Origin of the sequence: Peribacillus sp. Bi134, from assembly GCF_918698065.1 — a bacterium.
Lineage (GTDB): Bacteria > Bacillota > Bacilli > Bacillales > DSM-1321 > Peribacillus.
Genome location: NZ_CAKKLN010000001.1, coordinates 15,971 through 34,524, shown reverse-complemented (window position 1 = coordinate 34,524; position 18,554 = coordinate 15,971). Strand labels below are relative to the sequence as shown.

22 protein-coding genes and 1 pseudogene are annotated in these 18,554 nt (G+C 39.2%); 4 read left to right on the top strand and 19 right to left on the bottom strand.

The window, feature by feature from the left end; genetic code table 11:
* Positions 1 to 96: 96 nt before the first annotated feature.
* Positions 97 to 1,185, top strand: a complete 1,089-nt coding sequence (locus tag LQ188_RS00195) for an SGNH/GDSL hydrolase family protein (RefSeq protein ID WP_230175679.1) — start codon at positions 97 to 99, stop codon at positions 1,183 to 1,185.
* A gap of 51 nt (positions 1,186 to 1,236) precedes the next feature.
* Here LQ188_RS00195 and msrB read toward each other — a convergent pair whose 3' ends face one another.
* Entirely contained in the window at positions 1,237 to 1,665 is a 429-nt protein-coding gene (gene msrB, locus LQ188_RS00190; RefSeq protein ID WP_101225279.1) for a peptide-methionine (R)-S-oxide reductase MsrB, read from the bottom strand.
* Positions 1,655 to 2,197: a peptide-methionine (S)-S-oxide reductase MsrA gene (gene msrA / locus LQ188_RS00185; protein WP_230175678.1), complete on the bottom strand. Its 543-nt coding sequence runs from the start codon at positions 2,195 to 2,197 to the stop codon at positions 1,655 to 1,657. The genes msrB and msrA overlap by 11 nt, the downstream gene beginning before the upstream one ends.
* A gap of 188 nt (positions 2,198 to 2,385) precedes the next feature.
* Here msrA and LQ188_RS00180 point away from each other — a divergent pair, with 188 nt between their 5' ends.
* Positions 2,386 to 3,135 (top strand): DUF4397 domain-containing protein, encoded by a 750-nt coding sequence (locus LQ188_RS00180; protein ID WP_230175677.1) that lies wholly within the window; start codon positions 2,386 to 2,388, stop codon positions 3,133 to 3,135.
* 54 nt (positions 3,136 to 3,189) lie between these two features.
* Here LQ188_RS00180 and LQ188_RS00175 read toward each other — a convergent pair whose 3' ends face one another.
* The 11 genes from LQ188_RS00175 to LQ188_RS00125 all read right to left on the bottom strand — a co-directional run bounded on the left by LQ188_RS00175 (position 3,190) and on the right by LQ188_RS00125 (position 11,797).
* Positions 3,190 to 3,774 carry a YpmS family protein gene (locus LQ188_RS00175; protein ID WP_101225282.1) on the bottom strand — a complete coding sequence of 195 codons (585 nt, stop codon included), beginning with the start codon at positions 3,772 to 3,774 and terminating at the stop codon, positions 3,190 to 3,192.
* Positions 3,771 to 4,613: an SGNH/GDSL hydrolase family protein gene (locus LQ188_RS00170; RefSeq protein ID WP_230175676.1), complete on the bottom strand. Its 843-nt coding sequence runs from the start codon at positions 4,611 to 4,613 to the stop codon at positions 3,771 to 3,773. The genes LQ188_RS00175 and LQ188_RS00170 overlap by 4 nt, the downstream gene beginning before the upstream one ends.
* Positions 4,614 to 4,898: 285 nt before the next feature.
* The gene (locus tag LQ188_RS00165) at positions 4,899 to 5,489 is read right to left on the bottom strand and encodes an SCO family protein (RefSeq protein WP_230175675.1); all 591 of its coding nucleotides are present in this window, start codon (positions 5,487 to 5,489) and stop codon (positions 4,899 to 4,901) included.
* Between the two features lie 153 nt (positions 5,490 to 5,642).
* Positions 5,643 to 6,485 carry a DegV family protein gene (locus tag LQ188_RS00160; RefSeq protein WP_230175674.1) on the bottom strand — a complete coding sequence of 281 codons (843 nt, stop codon included), beginning with the start codon at positions 6,483 to 6,485 and terminating at the stop codon, positions 5,643 to 5,645.
* Positions 6,486 to 6,713: 228 nt separating this feature from the next.
* Positions 6,714 to 6,959, bottom strand: coding sequence for a DUF2535 family protein (locus LQ188_RS00155; protein WP_223255914.1), 246 nt, complete (start codon positions 6,957 to 6,959; stop codon positions 6,714 to 6,716).
* A 155-nt stretch (positions 6,960 to 7,114) separates the two neighbouring features.
* Positions 7,115 to 7,861 (bottom strand): twin-arginine translocase subunit TatC, encoded by a 747-nt coding sequence (tatC, locus tag LQ188_RS00150; protein ID WP_101225286.1) that lies wholly within the window; start codon positions 7,859 to 7,861, stop codon positions 7,115 to 7,117.
* A gap of 85 nt (positions 7,862 to 7,946) precedes the next feature.
* Entirely contained in the window at positions 7,947 to 8,138 is a 192-nt protein-coding gene (gene tatA / locus LQ188_RS00145) for a twin-arginine translocase TatA/TatE family subunit (protein ID WP_034307557.1), read from the bottom strand.
* Between the two features lie 194 nt (positions 8,139 to 8,332).
* Positions 8,333 to 9,601: a threonine ammonia-lyase IlvA gene (gene ilvA, locus LQ188_RS00140; RefSeq protein WP_101225287.1), complete on the bottom strand. Its 1,269-nt coding sequence runs from the start codon at positions 9,599 to 9,601 to the stop codon at positions 8,333 to 8,335.
* Positions 9,602 to 9,752: 151 nt separating this feature from the next.
* Positions 9,753 to 10,238 (bottom strand): dihydrofolate reductase, encoded by a 486-nt coding sequence (locus tag LQ188_RS00135; RefSeq protein ID WP_101225288.1) that lies wholly within the window; start codon positions 10,236 to 10,238, stop codon positions 9,753 to 9,755.
* Entirely contained in the window at positions 10,235 to 11,029 is a 795-nt protein-coding gene (locus LQ188_RS00130; RefSeq protein ID WP_048686772.1) for a thymidylate synthase, read from the bottom strand. Before LQ188_RS00130 ends, LQ188_RS00135 begins: the two co-directional genes overlap by 4 nt.
* 57 nt (positions 11,030 to 11,086) lie before the next feature.
* A complete protein-coding gene (locus LQ188_RS00125; protein ID WP_230175673.1) occupies positions 11,087 to 11,797 on the bottom strand; it encodes a toxin in 711 nt (236 codons plus the stop codon).
* Positions 11,798 to 12,020: 223 nt separating this feature from the next.
* Here LQ188_RS00125 and LQ188_RS00120 point away from each other — a divergent pair, with 223 nt between their 5' ends.
* Positions 12,021 to 12,263, top strand: coding sequence for a hypothetical protein (locus LQ188_RS00120; protein ID WP_101225290.1), 243 nt, complete (start codon positions 12,021 to 12,023; stop codon positions 12,261 to 12,263).
* A gap of 323 nt (positions 12,264 to 12,586) precedes the next feature.
* Here the strand turns inward: LQ188_RS00120 and LQ188_RS00115 are convergent, their stop codons facing one another.
* From LQ188_RS00115 to LQ188_RS00100, 4 genes and pseudogenes are all read right to left on the bottom strand, one after another.
* A complete protein-coding gene (locus LQ188_RS00115; RefSeq protein WP_101225291.1) occupies positions 12,587 to 13,192 on the bottom strand; it encodes a hypothetical protein in 606 nt (201 codons plus the stop codon).
* A gap of 27 nt (positions 13,193 to 13,219) precedes the next feature.
* Positions 13,220 to 13,435: pseudogene (locus tag LQ188_RS00110) on the bottom strand (hypothetical protein); the annotation flags it as partial.
* A gap of 71 nt (positions 13,436 to 13,506) precedes the next feature.
* Positions 13,507 to 14,271, bottom strand: coding sequence for a TerC family protein (locus LQ188_RS00105; protein WP_101225292.1), 765 nt, complete (start codon positions 14,269 to 14,271; stop codon positions 13,507 to 13,509).
* Positions 14,272 to 14,481: 210 nt separating this feature from the next.
* Positions 14,482 to 15,099 (bottom strand): YpjP family protein, encoded by a 618-nt coding sequence (locus LQ188_RS00100; RefSeq protein ID WP_101225293.1) that lies wholly within the window; start codon positions 15,097 to 15,099, stop codon positions 14,482 to 14,484.
* 436 nt (positions 15,100 to 15,535) lie between these two features.
* Here LQ188_RS00100 and ggt point away from each other — a divergent pair, with 436 nt between their 5' ends.
* A complete protein-coding gene (gene ggt / locus LQ188_RS00095; protein WP_230175672.1) occupies positions 15,536 to 17,224 on the top strand; it encodes a gamma-glutamyltransferase in 1,689 nt (562 codons plus the stop codon).
* Here ggt and LQ188_RS00090 read toward each other — a convergent pair whose 3' ends face one another.
* Entirely contained in the window at positions 17,225 to 18,004 is a 780-nt protein-coding gene (locus LQ188_RS00090; protein WP_230175671.1) for a class I SAM-dependent methyltransferase, read from the bottom strand.
* Positions 18,005 to 18,080: 76 nt separating this feature from the next.
* Positions 18,081 to 18,509: a BrxA/BrxB family bacilliredoxin gene (locus LQ188_RS00085; RefSeq protein WP_057277313.1), complete on the bottom strand. Its 429-nt coding sequence runs from the start codon at positions 18,507 to 18,509 to the stop codon at positions 18,081 to 18,083.
* Positions 18,510 to 18,554 lie beyond the last annotated feature (45 nt).

The following is an 18,554-nucleotide window of genomic DNA, read 5'->3' as shown; positions in this document are numbered from 1 at the left end:
TAAAATTGGGATATAATAAGGAAAAAAGAATTCTTAGCCTCTTTAAGCTATCTCATACCTACATGGATACATAAAAGGCAATACGGGGGAACATAATTGAAAACGAACGCAAAATCCTTCATCCCTTTCGCTGCAATCGCCACGATCCTTCTAATCAGCTATATCCTTCAAAAAGTCCCTAAAACATATGGATCAGATGATTCGATAAATGTTTATCAAAAATTCCAATCAGGCCAGCCCATTCAATATCTCGTCATTGGTGACAGTATCGGAAGAGGGTCGGGAGCTGAAAAGCCTAATCTAACATGGTTCAAACAGTTAGAAAATAAGATGAATGAAGCCAATGATATTTCTTTACACGGTGACTACGTGGTCCAAAGCGGAGCCACAGCTTTTGAAGGCCTATTCAAGCTTTCCAAAAAAAGGGAGCATGATCACAAAGATCTGATTTTCTTCGTTTTTGGTGAGAATGATCGCAAATATATGAATGTCGATGATTTTACCATGACATATGAAGCGTTAATGAGAAAGGCGAAACGTCTCCACCCTAATGCTGAATTATTCACAATAACAGAGAGTTCCTTGAAATATGAGGAATTTGCGTCAGCCATCGGACTTTTATCCAAACATTACGGTGCAACCAATGTGGATATGCGACCCATATTCAAAGATTCAGGATATACGGAAAAACAGCTGACAAGAGATTTGATTCATCCAAATGGGCTGGGTTATAAATTATATGCTGATGCAATTTATGAACGGTTCCTGGATAACTTCAAACGGGAAAAGGCTGTAGCAGGCCTTCCATCTAAGCTGCATGCCCGTTCTGAATTTGAATTATCGGAAATTAACCACTATGGAAAAATGAGCGGTTTCCGTCCAAGGGGTGGCTATTACACTAGCAGTGAAAAGGGCAGTGTGATTGAATATACCTTCAATGGAAGTATGCTTGGTGTTAAACTGCTTAGAAGTCCTGATGGCGGGGAAGTGAATGTATGGATCGACGGAAATGAAACCACGACTTTGAATACGTGGTGGCCATTTGCCCGTGAAAGATATTTATTTATCACAAATGGGCTCCGTCCCGGTTCACATACTGTCCGTTTTGAGGTGACTGGCAGGACTAAAGCAATGGAACTTACCACCATTCCATATGTCCGGATCGCATCAATCATCACAGATTGAATATTACCCAATAAATAACCCCCTATCATTAGCGGATAGGGGGTTTTGCATTCAATCAAACAGCTTTTTGTATTCTCCATATCCTTCTTTTTCAAGATCTTGGAGCGGGATGAACCTTAATGATGCAGAATTGATGCAATAGCGTAATCCCGACGGTCCCGGCCCATCATTGAAAACATGACCCAGATGAGAATCGGCAGTTTTTGAGCGGACTTCTATCCTTCTCATACCATAACTCGTATCGAGGTTTTCCACTACTTCCTCTTCTTTAAGCGGTTTAGTGAAGCTTGGCCAACCACAGCCTGAATCGAACTTTTCCTTTGAAGTGAAAAGAGGATTTCCTGAAACGATATCCACATATAATCCTTCCTCCTTCAAGTTCCAATATTCATTGTTAAAGGCTGGTTCCGTTCCATTATTTTGTGTGACTTCATATTGAATCGGAGTGAGTTTCTGTTTTAATTCTTCTTTACTTTTCATTTTTTTCCCCCCAGTGATGTTGTATAAATGCTTTCCGTCCTGAACCAATCGAATATCTTTCATAATGCTCAGGTTGCTTTTTATAATAATGCTGGTGGTAAGTCTCGGCTGGATAAAACGTTTTGGCTGGTATAATCGGCGTTACGATCGGTCCTGAAAATTTCCCGCTTGCCTGCAGCTTAGCCTTGGATGCTTCTGCTATTGCACGTTGTTTTTCGTCATGATAAAAAATGGCCGTTTGATAAGAACTTCCCCGGTCATAAAATTGCCCGCCAGCATCCGTCGGATCAATTTGCTGCCAGAATAACTCGATTATCTCCTCATATGGATATACGCTTGGATCAAAGGTGATTTGAACTGCTTCATAATGGCCAGTCGTTTCGGAGCAAACTTCTTTGTACGTAGGGTTTTCCGTAGTCCCGCCCGTATAGCCAGAGATAACGGATTCGATGCCAGGCTGTTCATCGAATGGTTTCACCATGCACCAGAAACATCCGCCTGCGAATGTTGCCTTCTCTAATTGCTTTGTCAAATGAAAATCCTCCTTTTTTACAAACAATCCATTGAATGCATTTTAACGCTTTTATATGACCCTGTAAAATAATATGCCGATCGACCCTTTTCACGAAAAATCATCCCTACTCTTTTTAAACGGGAGACACACGCCCAAGCATGACAACATATGATATGAACATACTGGAAAAATGAGAGGTGTTGGAAATGAGCGATAAACAATCATATTCACAAAAATCGGTAACATATGATTTACTATCGTCTTATTACAAAAACAGCGATCCGCAATTACATGATTATTATTTCCATAAGCATTTGAAAAGTCTCGAAAAATCAACACAACAATTGAGATATGAACAAATGAGTGTACTACCGCCTGCACAAGTACGCTTTTTACATGCTGCCCCAACAGCTCCATCATTTGATGTTTATGTAAATGAAATGCCTATCCTTAAAAATTTCTCATATAAAGAGAACAATGGTTATTTACCACTCCCCGCTGGCAAGTACCCATTGGAAATATACCGCAGGGGACAAAGCGCCTTACCTCTTTTAAGCTGTAAAGTGACACTTGAAAACGGGACTTTCTATACCATTGCTGTTGCATCTGCCCTGGCTAATGAATCATTGAGCATGTTATCTTTCGAAGATAATCCATTTGTTCCTCCAAATGAAGCAAAGGTACGATTCATCCACCTTTCACATGATTTACTCTCGGTGGATATTGCCGTCAAAGATGGAGATGTCGTTTTTGATCAACTTCATTTCAGGAAAGCAAGCGAATATCTTAATATACATCCCATGATAGTAGACTTCGAAGTGAGGATAGCTGGGACAAAAGAGATCGCACTCCCTTTGCCAAACAAAGCCTTCCAAGTCAATACTCCTACAACCATTTATTTAATTGGTTCGAATCGGCAGACATCCTCACTAGAAACCTTAACACTATCTCCATAAATGGATAAAAAACCAGGATGCATCGATCCTGGTTTTTTATCCATCTATTCACTATCACTGTAATGATGATGGGATGGTCAATAAAAATGAAATATCATCATTTTTCAGGTCGAATTCATTCGCCTTAACCCTAATATCGCTTTTCAGTTCCATATCCTGTAATGACACATAAATACTTTCATCATTGGGACTGATGCTAACCCAATCCGGCATATTATAACGCTCATTTATTAAATTCATTACATATGAAACAGGAAGGTTCATTTTACCGACTGCAATAGATTTTTGCTTCAGGATCAAATCCCCATTCTTTTGGGCAATTGGTTCAAAAGTCAATTTCATTTCCACTTCACGGTTGAAAAATGGCATTGTTCCATATAATTCGACTTCATCCGTTAAATACACTTCGTAGTGAATGGATCCCGTCAATCCCTCTTTATCCAGATACTGGTTGATTAATCTTGTCAAATCTTCCCGATTCGTATGAATTTGAAATTGGATATCTTCTTCATGGCTTACTTTGGGTATCAGATCTTTATCTTTAGTCGGCAGATTAACTAAAATCGTTACAAACAGGATGACCAGGATGTTTAGGGCTAATAGGGAAATAAACAAAGTCTTCCATTTGACATTTGTCATTCTTGGTCATCATCTCCTTTGGCACTCGCTTCCAATGTGTCCTTTCCGATAGTGGTAATATCCATATCATTATAGATTCTTGTTGCGATTAATTCATACCCGCGGTCATTTGGGTGAAAATAATCCTCGGCATACAGCAAATCTTCTTCGGAATTCTCGAAAATGTCTGCTATTTCAATAAAATAGGCTGAATCATATTCTTCAATGATCTCTTTTCCGCTTTCATTCCAATCATTCATGATCATATCAAGTTCATAAAAATCTCCGAACCATTTGGAAAATGGATTATAGACGCCTACAAGGTAAATTTGCGCAGATTCATTTTCGGAACGAACCTTATCAAGTATCTGCCTTAATCTTTTTTCATACCCTATTTTTGCCGAATCAAACTGATTCAGTTCCAAGTTGGAGAAATTCTGTTTAAAGACCTTCATGATATCATTTCCACCGATTGTGACGACAATCGAGTCAGCTTGCTTTATGTCTTCTTTAATCCTAGTATTATCCAGTCTTTTCAATAGTTGGTCGGTCCTATTTCCACGTATGCCATGATTAATCATCTCAACTGAAGTAATCGATGGTTCTTTTTCCAGCTTATTTTGTAAATAAGGCAGATACCCGCCATTATCTTTACTATCACCGACACCTTGAGTCAAGGAGTCGCCAATCGATACGATTTTCACAGGGTCCGGAAAAAAGCTGGCAGGAATGGTTTCCTTTTTACTCAGCTCAACTATGCTTTTCTGCTGAACAGATGGCTGATTTGAGGCTGTTTCACTTTGACTGCAGCCTGAAATCCAAACTAGGCATATGAAAAGACAGGTGATTTTGTATCTCATGACCCTCACCTTCCTACCCATATATTATATCATGCAGAAAACGAAAGATTGCAAACAATATACTTCATTGTACTTCCAGAATTGAGCATTCCTTACTATACAATATGAAAAATGCAGTGAATTAAAGCTAGTCCTATAAAAATTAGCATGTACTGAGCATGTAAAATCATTCTTCACCACTGCTGTTTCTTCATAAAATTATTGCTCATTTTCAGCATCTTTAAAACTACATTGAAATCATAATAAAGATGGATGAAAACAGAAAGAACAGGTCATTTAACCTGTTCAATAATTCTGTAAAATTTTAATATGCTTAATGATTTCATCAAAGGGAATATCCTGCAGGCCTGTATAATCCATGATGATCTTTCCTTCTTGATCAATCAGAAAAAAGCTGGTACCATGAATCACCTGATCTTCTGCTTCTGGCTTTTTGACGATCGTTTTAAAGTTATCCAATGCAAACTGCTCGATTTCTTCCTGTCCATAACCGGTCAGAAAGTGCCAGTTGCCGTAATCCACATTAAATTGGTCACCAAACTTTTTTAAAACATCAGGTTTGTCAATTTCCGGGTCCACGGAAAATGAAACGAACTCTACATCAGTAATACCTTCATCCTTCAATTGCTGCTGCAGCTTCGTCATATTCGAAGTCATGGGGAGACAGACCGTCTCACAGCTAGTGAATATAAAATCCGCTACCCAAACCTTTCCTTTGAGATCGCTTTTTGAGAAAGGTTTACCCTCCTGATCGATGTAACTGAAATCTTCAAGATCCCAATTTTTGGCATCAGGTACACCATTGGAACCACATGCTGTCAACAGCAAAAAAATTGATGCTCCCATAGCTGCCATAAGCAATTGCAGCTTTCTCATCCCTACCCCGTCCTTTATGTATAAAATATTCTGTTACTTCATTTATTCTAACAGACCAATCGGAATGAGAACAGCAACTATTTCTACGAATTAAAGACAATTGTAAAAGTGACAAAACCGTCGCCAAACGCAGTTTCACATGGTTTATCCATATCAGTCCCAATAATACATGATTGCCATGGCGCCTTCACCCGTATGGGTACTTACGACGGCAGTCGTTGCTTCTATCTTTATGTCTTGATATCCTGTTAAGTCTGAAATGGCGTGGCGGACTTTATCGGCTATTTCAAGACCATTCGCATGGACAAAACCAATGCCTCTAATTTTTTTGCCTTGAGTATCTTCTTTGAATTTCTTGATGATGAACTTCACGACCTGTGACTGGCTCCTAGCTTTGGATACAGGATTCAGTACACCATCATCAAGAAGTGCAATCGGCTTTATGTGCAGCAATGAACCAATAAAAGCAGAAACTTTGCCAATTCTTCCACCCTTAACTAGGTTATCAAGTGTTTCTATGACAATGATTAAACTTGACTGCTTTTTAATATGTTCCAGTCGATCAATTATTTCAGCTACGGATTTCCCTTCCTTCGCCATCTTCGCTGCCTCGATCACCTGGAATGACATCGCTTTTGAAATGAATTTCGAATCAAGAACGGTAACCTTCGCTTCAGACATGCTTGCTGCGCTTTCCGCTGAGCGAACTGTACCGCTCATGCCACCTGTCATATGTATGGAAATAATCTCTCTGCCGTCTTTTCCTAGTTCATCATATACCTCCACAAAGGTACCTACGGCTGGTTGTGAGCTTTTTGGCAGTTCTTTTGACTGGTTCATTCTTTTCAGGAATTCTTCTTGTTCGATTTCAACCTTATCCAAAAAAGTCTCCCCATCTATAAAAATCGATAAAGGGACCATTGTTATATCATAAAATTCCAGTTCCTCTGGTGTCATATCTACTGTCGAGTCTGTTACTATCTTTACTTTATTCATCATTACACATCCCTAAATTAACATATCTATTGTATTATACCTATTCAAGGTACGCATTCAAACCAAAGGTCTTTTTTTATCAAGTGAAGTGATACTAGTCTTTTGAAATGTTCACACAAAAAAAAGACCGTCCCATGAGCTAACCTGAACACATGCCGATTTATTAGATATTGCATGGCATTCGTGTCATCTCTTTTAACGGAGATGTTAGCTATGGAACAGTCCACATTAAGCATTATTTAGTAAACTTCCAAAAAAAAGCTTGTTATAAACGGGCCATTTGAGTACGGATGCTAAATAATGCTTAAATGAGTAATTTTCTTTATGATCTTTATTGGCAAAAACCTTCTTTACAAATACTTCCAAACGCACGGTCAACATAAAAAAATTCGGATCACTAGGCAGTAAGACAGGTATTTCTGAAATTGTGACCTTATGTCCAAAACAATCTTTGAATTCCAAGCATTTGAACATCAAAATATCAATCCTCATTTTTCACCGATTGCTTACATTATACACAATAAATCCAAAAGTATAAATATTCAAATGTGTAAAAAAACAGACAAATCAGATTGACTTTCACAAAAAAAAAGACCCATAAAGGACAAAATGCCTTTATGGACCTCTTTTTATAAACCTTCCTCGTAGGTGCCTTCCCGCAAGCTTTCACGTTTCACCCTTCGTTTATAGACGACTTTAGATAAAGAAATACTGATTTCATATAATAACAGCAGCGGAACCATCACCATAAAGTCTGACATAAAGTCGGGCGGCGTAATCGATATGGCTATGACAACCAGTACAAAGTATGCATACTTCCTTAACTTTTGAAGCACATAAGGATTAATTATGCCAAGGGAGGTCAAAAACATGGTAACGACGGGAAGCTCGAATAAAACAGCAAAAGGTATCGTCATATTAAATACGAATGAAAAGTACTTATCCGCTGTAAAACTGGTTATGAACATCCCATCGCCCAATTCAATCAAAAATTGAAGAATGGTCGGGAAGATGACAAAATAACCGAAAGCAAGCCCTCCGATAAAAAGCAGGAAAAGTGCCGGAATGTATGCAAGGGTCGCCCTTACTTCATTTGGCATCAAAGCGGGTTTAACGAATAACCAGATTTGCAGGGCAATTACCGGTATCGTTGCCGCAATGGCTACGACACCTGCAAGCATAAAGTAAATCCAGATAATATCGCTCGGTCCCAATACCATCAGTTCAAAATCGAGATCTTTCACGAACCAATTATAAATCTCCTCAACATAAATAAAACTGGCGATAAAAAAGATGACAAAAGCAACAGCTGTAATGATGAGCCGTTTTCTCAATTCATCGAGATGATCGATGATATTTAATTCTTTATCTTCCAAAGTTGATCACGCCTTCATCTGAAAATCCGTATCTTTGTTCCAGCATAAAGGCGCAAGACGGTTGCATCTTACGCCCAGCATTCAATCATTCATGATTTTTTTGTTGTAGCTTCTTATCTTCTTCATAATCACCTTTTGTTAAATCACTCGTGGACTTTTTAAACTCACGAAGTGTTTGTCCAAATGCACGTCCAATTTCTGGAAGTTTCTTCGGACCAAAGATAATTAAAGCCAATATTAAGATGAGAATTAGACCAGGTACTCCAATGTTCGACATGGATACATCCCCTTTGGTGTTATAATTAGACCTACCCCGATTATAATACCATTTCCAACCAATTGAAAGGAAACTGGAAATTCGTCATAGAATGGTAACAATTATCGACAGTATGCCCATATACGACTGGGTCGGCAGAATAAAATGTAAAAACATAGGTATTATTCTATCCTAATTTAACATTTAATCCATGATTAAATCAATAAGTGAAATAAATTACTGTCTTTATTGACCTCTACGAAAGAGAATCCTTTCTTGTTCATCCTCTGAATGAGCCCTTCATAATCATTTTTATCTTTTAGTTCTACACCAACCAGGGCCGGCCCGCTTTCTTTATTATTTTTCTTCGTATATTCAAAACGGCTTATATCGTCATTCGGTCCTAACACCTCATCAAGGAATTCCCTTAAAGCTCCGGCACGTTGCGGAAAATTCACGATGAAGTAATAAAGCAGCCCTTCATATAATAAGGATTTCTCCTTAATCTCCTGCATACGCCCAATGTCGTTGTTCCCTCCGCTGACCATGCATACAACCGTTTTGCCTTTGATTTGTTCTTTGTATAAATCCAACGCGGCTACAGATATAGCCCCTGCCGGTTCAGCTACGATCGCATGCTGATTATATAAATCGAGAATCGTCGTACAGATTTGGCCTGGAGGGACGACAACGATATCTTCCAGGTTTTCCTTACAAAGCTGATATGTCAACTGTCCCACACACTTGACAGCTGCCCCGTCAACGAATGTATCTATGTTTTCAAGCTCAGAAACTTTTCCTTCCTTGAAGGAGTATTCCATCGAAGCAGCACCTTGCGGCTCAACTCCAATGCATTTCGTATTTGGGGAAACCGATTTGAAATAACTCGATACTCCGGCCATTAAACCGCCACCGCCCATAGCGGCAAATACATAGTCGATTCCATCTTCACAATCATTCAGGATTTCTACAGCCGTTGTACCCTGCCCGGCGATTACCTTTTCATCGTCAAATGGATGGATAAAGGAACGCTCTTCTTTTTCACAGCATTCCATCGCCATGGCAAATGCATCATCGAAAGTATCCCCGACAAGGATGATTTCCACATTATCCCTTCCGAATAACTGCACTTGATCGACTTTTTGCCTTGGAGTTGTAGCAGGCATATAAATTTTCCCATGGATACCTAATTGGCTACAGGAAAAAGCTACTCCCTGTGCATGGTTTCCTGCACTGGCACAAACGACTCCATTCTTCGTCTCTTCAGCGGTCAGGCTTTTCATTTTATAGTAAGCCCCTCTTAATTTAAAGGAACGTACGTGTTGTAGGTCCTCGCGTTTTAAATAAACATTACAATCATATTTTTCAGAGAGCCTCTGATTTTTTTGTAAAGGAGTATGCAAAACGATTTCTTTCAGTTCTCTATAGGCAATTAGAATATCTTCCAATTGAATCCCCCTATTCTTAGATGCAGTCTGATTCATAACAATCCCTCATTTCCTTCCTTAATGAATTCAATCATTATAGCACTTTACTGTTATTAATGTAATTGATTTTTCTAAAAATTCTTGCTTTTGTTCGTTTCATACCAAAAAAATCCGATTATGGTCATTTCCCCATAATCGGATTAGCACTTTATTTTTTTTGTAGAATAATAAAATCATGTGCATAATGATTTTTTTCATCGATGCTGCCTGGTTTTGAGGAGACTTTATCCCATTGATTTTCATCAATCACTGGAAAGAAAGTATCACCTTCAAAGGTTTCATGGATTTCCGTTATATACAGGCGATCGGTAACAGGAAGGATTTCCTTGAAGATTTCGGCTCCGCCAATCACAAAAACTTCCTCATCACGGCTATCTGCAAACGTTTTGATTTGTGCTATATCATGTAAAACTACGCAGCCTTCCGCTTTAAAATCCTGATTGCGGGTAACGATGACATTTTCCCGGCCAGGCAGGACCCTGCCGATCGATTCAAATGTTTTTCGGCCCATGACGATCGGATGGCCCATGGTAACTTTTTTAAAATACTGCAAATCGGCCGGTAAATGCCACGGCAGTTTATTGTTATTACCTATCACACGATTTTGATCCATAGCAACTATCAATGAAATCATATGCTAACCTCACCTTTTATATGGGGATGAGCTTCGTAATTTTCCAAAACGAAATCCTCGAAGCTGAAATCAAAGATATTTTTCACATCCGGATTGATTTTCATGATTGGCAATGGTTTGGGATCACGAGTCAACTGCAGTTCCACTTGTTCAAGGTGGTTAGAGTAGATGTGGACATCCCCGAAAGTATGTACAAATTCGCCAACTTCCAAATCACACACTTGGGCGATCATCATCGTTAAGAGCGCATATGAAGCTATGTTAAAAGGAACACCTAAAAAGACGTCCGCTGAACGTTGGTATAGCTGGCATGAAAGCTTACCATCAGCGACATAGAATTGAAAGAAAGCATGGCAAGGCGGCAAGGCCATTTCGTCCAGTTCCCCAACATTCCAAGCACTGACTATCAGCCTTCTTGAATTTGGATTCGTTTTGATTTGTTCGATCAATTCACTGATTTGGTCGATTTGCCTTCCATCAGCCGTTCCCCAAGAACGCCATTGATGACCATAAATCGGACCTAATTCTCCCTTTTCATCAGCCCATTCATTCCAGATGCGCACGCTATTTTCCTGAAGGTAGCCAACGTTCGTATCACCCTTCAAAAACCACAATAGTTCATGGATAATCGCTTTTAAACTAACCTTTTTCGTTGTAAGTACAGGGAATCCATCTTTTAAATTGAATCTCATTTGATATCCAAAGGTACTGATCGTTCCTGTTCCCGTACGATCACCCTTTTGCGTTCCATTTTCGAGTACATGCTTACATAAATCTAAATATTGCTTCATGATAAACCACCTTTTCTACTTTCATTCTCCTTATTTTAACGTATTATTGCCCAATGTTTAATCTAATTGTTTAATAAAATTATAAGTCTTGGGTGCTTTTTGTCTAAGCAATTGATTTTGTTCATCGTTCACATAAAACATGGCAAACGTTTCTGCAAAGTATTCCTCAGGGTAATTGGAAAAATACGTAATCCCGGGAAACAGCCCATCCACTTCCTTACCCCAAATCTTCAAATAATCCATGTCTTCACGGATTCCATCAAACACTATATTATCGATAGAATGCCCCAGCTCATGCAGTTCCAAATTAACGGAGCCATGCCCGTTGCCCTTGTCACTTGCCCCGATTTTAACCAATACCGTATGTGATCCGCCCATACCAGGCACATCATCCCAAGTTGTTTCTTTATTCAAATAACCACGCGGAGTTTTCCCCTTTAATTTTGCTGCGGATTGATTTTCTGTTAAATCACCATCGAATAGTTTGATCCTCACACCACTTTCAGCAGTTTTCTTCAATAGGGAATGAGGCAGTTTATTAATGGTACCAGCAATTTTAAGTGCTTCCCTTTCATCGTACCCCTCTTCTGGAAATAAAAATATTCGTTGCAATTCTTTATTGCCTTTAAAAAGTTCAGCTTGTCTTAAAAGATTATCTTTGGGTAAATTCCGCCATTTCACCCCTTCATCCTTCGCTAATGAATAGGAGAGCATTGAGAATAAAAAGACAAATAATGCAAGTATGGATAACCATTTCTTCCTTTTCACACGCTTCTCCCCCCTTCTTCATTCCTCATTTATGTTAAGAAAATATATGTTATTTAAAAACTCTAAACCTTCGATACTATTATATTAGTATAACATATTGCCCTAATGTAAAAACTCTATGTTTTTTTGGTAATTTCGGTTGCCATTCATCATGAGAAGAACCATTGATCCGCACTTTTCATATATCAACAGTATATAATCGTAAAAGGTTTAAGGTGATCGCATGGAAACCAATAATAAAAAAGCAATCTTGAAGGAGCACCGAGAACTTGCTGAAGAAGTGCTTGATATTTACAGTTTAAGAGTGTTCATCATTCTCGACCTTTTTCTCTTCTCCATCTTATTTGGCATACTGCTGCATCCGCTACTGTCTTCACTTTGGCTTAACTTTTTATTGCCATTGCTTTTCTTCACAACATTTACAGCCCTTCTTCAAATAATTGATATTTTCCAAAATAAAAGCTGACATCATATTTGATGTCAGCTTCAGACGGGTAGGCAACCTCGATGAAAAATCAAGTTTGCCTACAGTTTTTTTATATGTGCACAATTTAGACGTTGATTTCCGCTCCAGGCACTCGCTTTCCGCGGGCGGTCCGGTAGCCTCCTCGGCGCTTTTGCGCCTGTGGGGTCAACCCTCGACTCGCTTTTCCCGCAGGAGTCTCGCACCTTCCGCTTCAATCAACTTTGTTTTAAATTTTGGTTATGTTAAATAATATTGTTGTTTTTTAGTCAAATAAATGAGACCTTCTCTTATCAGGGGTCTCATAATCATTTTAATTTTTAAAATTACTCGTACTTACATAGCTTTGGAACTACAAAATCGGGAAAAGTCTTGATTATTTTTTTATAGGTTGCGAAATTCGATTGACTTGAGATAACCGCAATGTTATCTCCATCATAGCCAATCCAAAAAATACTTGTATCGACTTCTACTTTAACCACTACTGTTCCCACAATTTTCCCTTCCCAATTTCCTTTCCATTCTCTTTGTTCTACACTAAATACATCTTTGTTTGTGGACCATAAAACTAAATCATTCCCACTACCAAGAGTAATATAGAAAGGGAAAATCTCCTGAAACTGCTTTTCATTCTGGATTTCAGTAACAACGTATCGGTTAGTTAAGTATCTATAACTGATATTGAATTCCTTGCAATTATGTTCAAACTCTTCTTTGCAATAAGAAGAAACCTCAGCACAAAAATAAAGTGGAAATGCTTGAATGTTTCTCATCCACAATGGCAGGAAATTTTCATCACATTCTGGTAGATAAAAGCCATCCATTGAGAAAACATATGGCGTAGTGCCTTCTATTGCAAACGGGAAAAAACCTCCAGCATCAGGATTTGAGTCATAATATCTCTTCGGGAAATAGCCAACTTCTATATTCAATTTTCCGCCCCCGTAGTTCCAATGTATTCATTTATTAAAGGTTGATAATCTTAACTCTTTATAAGTAACATCTGTCTTGAAAAGACAATTTTCTACTATCATACTACTTATTGATATATTATCACTTTGAGAAAATGCCCTCCAAGCATCGGTGCAAAATGTATTGTCCGACGACAATTTATTGCCGATAGCATTTTCTAATTTAGTTTTGACGATTCTTCCTCTACCAAGAACACCTGAATAATGACACCATTCTGAAACTTTTGCGACAAAAAGCTGCCATCATTTTCGATGGCAGCTTTTTTAAATAGTGCTCAACCATGTTCCTTAAGCTTTTTCCCTTTCTTCAAATGGAATACGATCGTGGTGCCAAAAATCAGCAAAATAAAGGCAAAAAAGATTGCAGGCGGGATTTCTATCCTTGCAACGGCCAATAACATTTTTATAGCAATGAATCCGATAAGGACATATGCGGCAGTTTCCAATTCAGGAACCTTATCTATCAATTTTAGAAATAATCCCGCCACTCCCCGCATCATCAAGACACCAATCATTCCCCCTGTCAAAAGCACCCAGACTTTTTCACTCACCCCGAATGCGGCCAAGACACTATCGACGGAAAATGCTATATCCATCAATTCCACTGCGGCAACCGTTCCCCATAAGGTACCAAACATACGGATCAGTATGCTGTTTTTATTCATTCCCTGAATATCTTCATCAGCTTGTTTTTTTCTTTTATCCCTAAAGTATTTAAATGAGAGCCAACCAAGATAGGCTGCTCCAATTACCTTCACCCACCAAAGCTTAATGAGGAAAACACCGATTCCAATCGCTATAAATCTAAAAGCGTAAGCACCTAATAAACCGTAAAAAAGTGCTTTTTTCCGTTGTTTTTCCGGAAGGTGCCTGACCATTACTGCTAATACCAAAGCGTTGTCCGCTGATAGCAACCCTTCCATTAATACGAGCGTTCCAATCAATCCCCAGCTCACCGGGTCGGATAAAACCTCGACCCACATATGCCAGTCAAAAAACTGGGCATACGTTTGCATGATGTTATTTAACAACTCTGACATGATAAAGACTCCTCTGCTACTATAACCGCAAAATTAGAAAACCTTTTAAAATAACATTGTTCACATTGTTCCCCGTTATGATAAAAACTCTGCTTTTATTTCAACACAAAATAAATACGTTGCATGACAACGTATCATTTCGATGCTATTAGAGATTCACTTCATTTTCATCATACTCTTACACTTACATAAAATCAACGAAACCAACCGCTATGAGATCCTTTGTTTACTCGTCCACTCTGGCGGCGTATTTTTATCCCAATATATTTTCCCTATATTATAATGGGTGGCAAATGAATCATGATGGGTATGATAATGAAAATCGAACCAATACCCTTCCAGTGGAGGATTTTCCTGCCTGACATGGAATCTGATGATATCCTTGCCGCTGTTTGTATCATAAATATGAAATATTTTTTCAGCCCTGCCCGCACTCGGCTGCTCAGTGATGGTTAATTGCTGTAATTTCTCATCTGGAAATTGGGCAGCCATTTCGGTAATGGCTTCTTCCATTTTTGGTAATATGGCCATTTTGAACTCATCACCAATTTTAGGATTGATCTTCTCGCCAAATTTCACAAATGCGTTTTCCTCTGCCTTATTCATTATGCCCGATAAAAATTCTTCCCGGTTGAATTCCTCTTCTAGTTCAGTAGAATTTTGCGAAGGAAGATAGGATAATCCCTCTTCTTCCACTAACCCTTTTTTAGTATCCTTTAACGAATCGGCTTCCGCAAGCCACGCCAGATCTGAAGGAGTGACAAGACCAAACGTCAAAACGGATACTAAAATGACGAGACTTTTCCTGAACCAAACCGCCGCTTTCAAATCACACTCCCCCTCCTTTTTTGTATTGTCTTTATATTTAGTATACTTTTATTTTTTGGTAATTACGAATATATAGTTACCCATGTTTTAAAAATCAAAAAAAAGGATATATACCTATATAAAGTTTATGAACTCGAACTTTTTTATTAAATATCAATAAATTTACATTTAAATGAAGGATTTTGACGATTATTGGAGAACTTAATTAGATTCAAGTCTTTTTAAGGAGGGGTCTTATATGGCTTCGACTGCCATGGTGGCTTTATGTCTTGTAACATTAGCATTTTTCGTATATTTATCATTTGCTGATTAAGAATAAATGAATACCTACGAAAAATCTCCTTGTCATTCTTCTACAATGACAAGGTTTTCTTTTCATTCAAACATAAGCCTTACCTTTTGGCAGATAAAAGGACTGAATAATGGAGGAATTATTTTGGAAAACAACAATGAAATCATTAAAGATAAGGATTATAAAAGGGAAACAGCTACAGGGGGCGCCGGAATGGTCGTTACAGCTCATCCGGTAGCCACTTCCATAGGGGAAAAAATATTACGTGAAGGTGGAAATGCTGTCGATGCGGCGGTCGCCATCCAATTTGCCCTGAATATTGTGGAACCCATGATGACCGGTATCGGCGGAAGTGGTTTCCTAATGGTATATAACGCTAAAAATAAGGAAACGAAAATATACGATGGGCATGTAAGAGCACCTAAAGCAGCACATCGAGACATGTTTCTTGATGAAAAAGGGAAAGTCATCCCATTTAAAGAAAGATCAATCAAAGCCACAGCGGTAGGCATACCCGGAATACTGAAAGCTTTGGATGAAGCACTCGCTGAAAATGGCAGTAAGCCATTGGCTGAACTTATCGAGCCATCCATTGAATTTGCTGAAAAAGGAGTTCCCGTCAATTGGGTACTATGCGATGCTCTTAAAAACTTTGAATATAGATTGGGCGATGAAGCGCGTAAGTTCTTCATACCAAACGGAAAACCCTATCAGGATGGCGATTTGCTGATTAAAGAAAAATTGGCGAATACCTATCGGATATTACAACGTGAGGGAATTTCCGCTTTTTATGAAGGTGAAATCGGAGAGGGCATCATTTCCTGTATACAGGAGCTTGGAGGGTTCATGGAGCTTTCTGATTTAAAGGGCTATAAAGCTACTATCGATGTACCAATGTATGGGACTTATAAGGATTATTTAATTGCTTCATCAAATGCGCCAAGTGCCGGCGGATTCACGGTCATTCAAATCCTGAAAATTTTGGAAAGCTTCCAAATCGAACAATATGACGCCCGTTCTTGGGAAAAATATTATTTAATCGCAGAAGCGATGCGTCTGGCATTTACAGATAAAAAAGCATTTCTCGCTGATCCCGAATTTGCCGAATTGCCATTGGCGGGTCTCATGCATGATGAGTATATAGCTAAACGCCGCTCCTTCATTAATTTCAAGTCAAGAAATAATGCCATTGACTTCGGAAACCCTTGGATTTATGATTCCGTGCAACAAAGGGAAGTCATTCCGCAACCTAATGAAGAAGAGATCAGTGAAACGACACACTTCACTGTCCGTGACAGATGGGGTAATATCGCAGCATGCACTTCTACAGTAGAACATCCATTCGGATCAGGTATCATGGTTTCAGACTATGGTTTCATGCTGAATAACGAACTGACTGATTTTGATTCCATTCCAGGCGGCATGAATGAAGTGCAGCCCAATAAACGCCCAGTCAGCTGTAAAAGCCCGACCATCATCTTTAAAGACGGCGAGCCGATCTTGACGTTAGGGTCACCAGGTGGACCAACCATCATCAGTTCAGTCGTACAAACGATCATTAATGTACTCGATTTAAAAATGGATTTGAAAGCAGCCATCGAAGAACCTAGAATTTTCACTCCGATGGGCCCTCATATTGAATGGGAGCCTGGAATGGATATGACTAGCAAAGGCCACTTGGAAGCAATGGGCTTCGCCTTTAATGAAGTTCCCCACTCAATAGGGAATGTCCAAGCGATTCAAATCAACCCCGATGGCTCAAACTATGGTGCTGCCGATTCAAGCCGGGAAGGCTGTGCCATGGGTCTGGACGAAACAGATTATAAATCGTGATCACTGGATGGAAATGAAGCCAAAATGGAATTTGGATGTTTTTCTTTTTAGTACTTCAAATCCAAATTCCTCAAAGCGGGAGCTGCGGTAATGGTCTTTCAACACGACTCTCTTGCGCGCAACCCGCTTAGCTTCTTTCATTATTTCAACCGATAGATCCTTACCATCCGCAAAATGAGTCAGTCCCCTTATACCATTCGATTCCTGAATCGTTTCTTCAAACATGGGATCGAAATATACGACATCAAAATGATTGTCCGGCAATGTTTTCAATATTTCGTAATGATCACCCTGCCTGACCTCTATTCTTCTCATCGCAGAAATCATTTTTTCTTCTGCATCCTCCCATGTTTTCATTCCACGGTCCACGAGCAAGGCCAAATATTGATTTCCTTCCAATGCGACAACCTGTCCATGTTCACCCACTTTGAAACTTGCGACAATCGCATCAGAGCCCAATCCCAAGGTACAATCAAGCACAGCGTGCCCTTCATTTATATCTCCGGCAATGAGAAATGGATCACTTTCTCCGCGCATTATTCTTTTTATACGAATCATCGCTAGGTTCGGGTGAAAAAAGAATGGTTCTTTTTCCTGGTATCGATATAACTCCATCCGCTTTTTACCAAAAACAAGGCAATCACCTTCATTATGTTCCGCTTGGATATCTCTCACTGATCGTTTTCTTCTTGCTATAAAGGGGATTTGCAATTCTTCAGCTAACCTTTTGGCTAATATCATCGTTTCTTTATCGGCTCTTCCTACTGTTGTGACAAACATGAATCCTACCCCTTCATACTCTTTTAAAATTTGAAAAGAATGCCCTGTTTCCAGGACATTCCGCTTTATCACTTATTTACTTACTGAACGCTGCCAATAAATTTTCCATGATGGCTTCCATTGGCTGTCCTTCTATATCATGGCGCGGAATGAAATGTACGACCTCTTTGCCCTTTAAAAGAGCCATGGATGGTGAAGAAGGTTCTATTCCATCGAAGTATTCGCGCATTTTAGCTGTCGCTTCCTTATCTTGGCCTGCGAATACAGTTACCAAATGATCTGGCTTATTGTCCGCTTGGAGTACGGCTTGAGTAGCAGCTGGACGGGCTAACCCGGCAGCACAGCCGCAAACTGAATTCACGACCACAAGTGTCGTACCTTCTACCGATTCCATAAAGTTTTCAACCGCTTCAGCGGATTCCAACTCATCAAAACCTGCTTGCACCAGTTCCGCGCGCATTGGTTTCACCATTTGTTTCATATATTCATCATATGCCATCGACATAAAAAAACCTCCTTGGTTACAATTCTTCAATTAGTATAATGATAC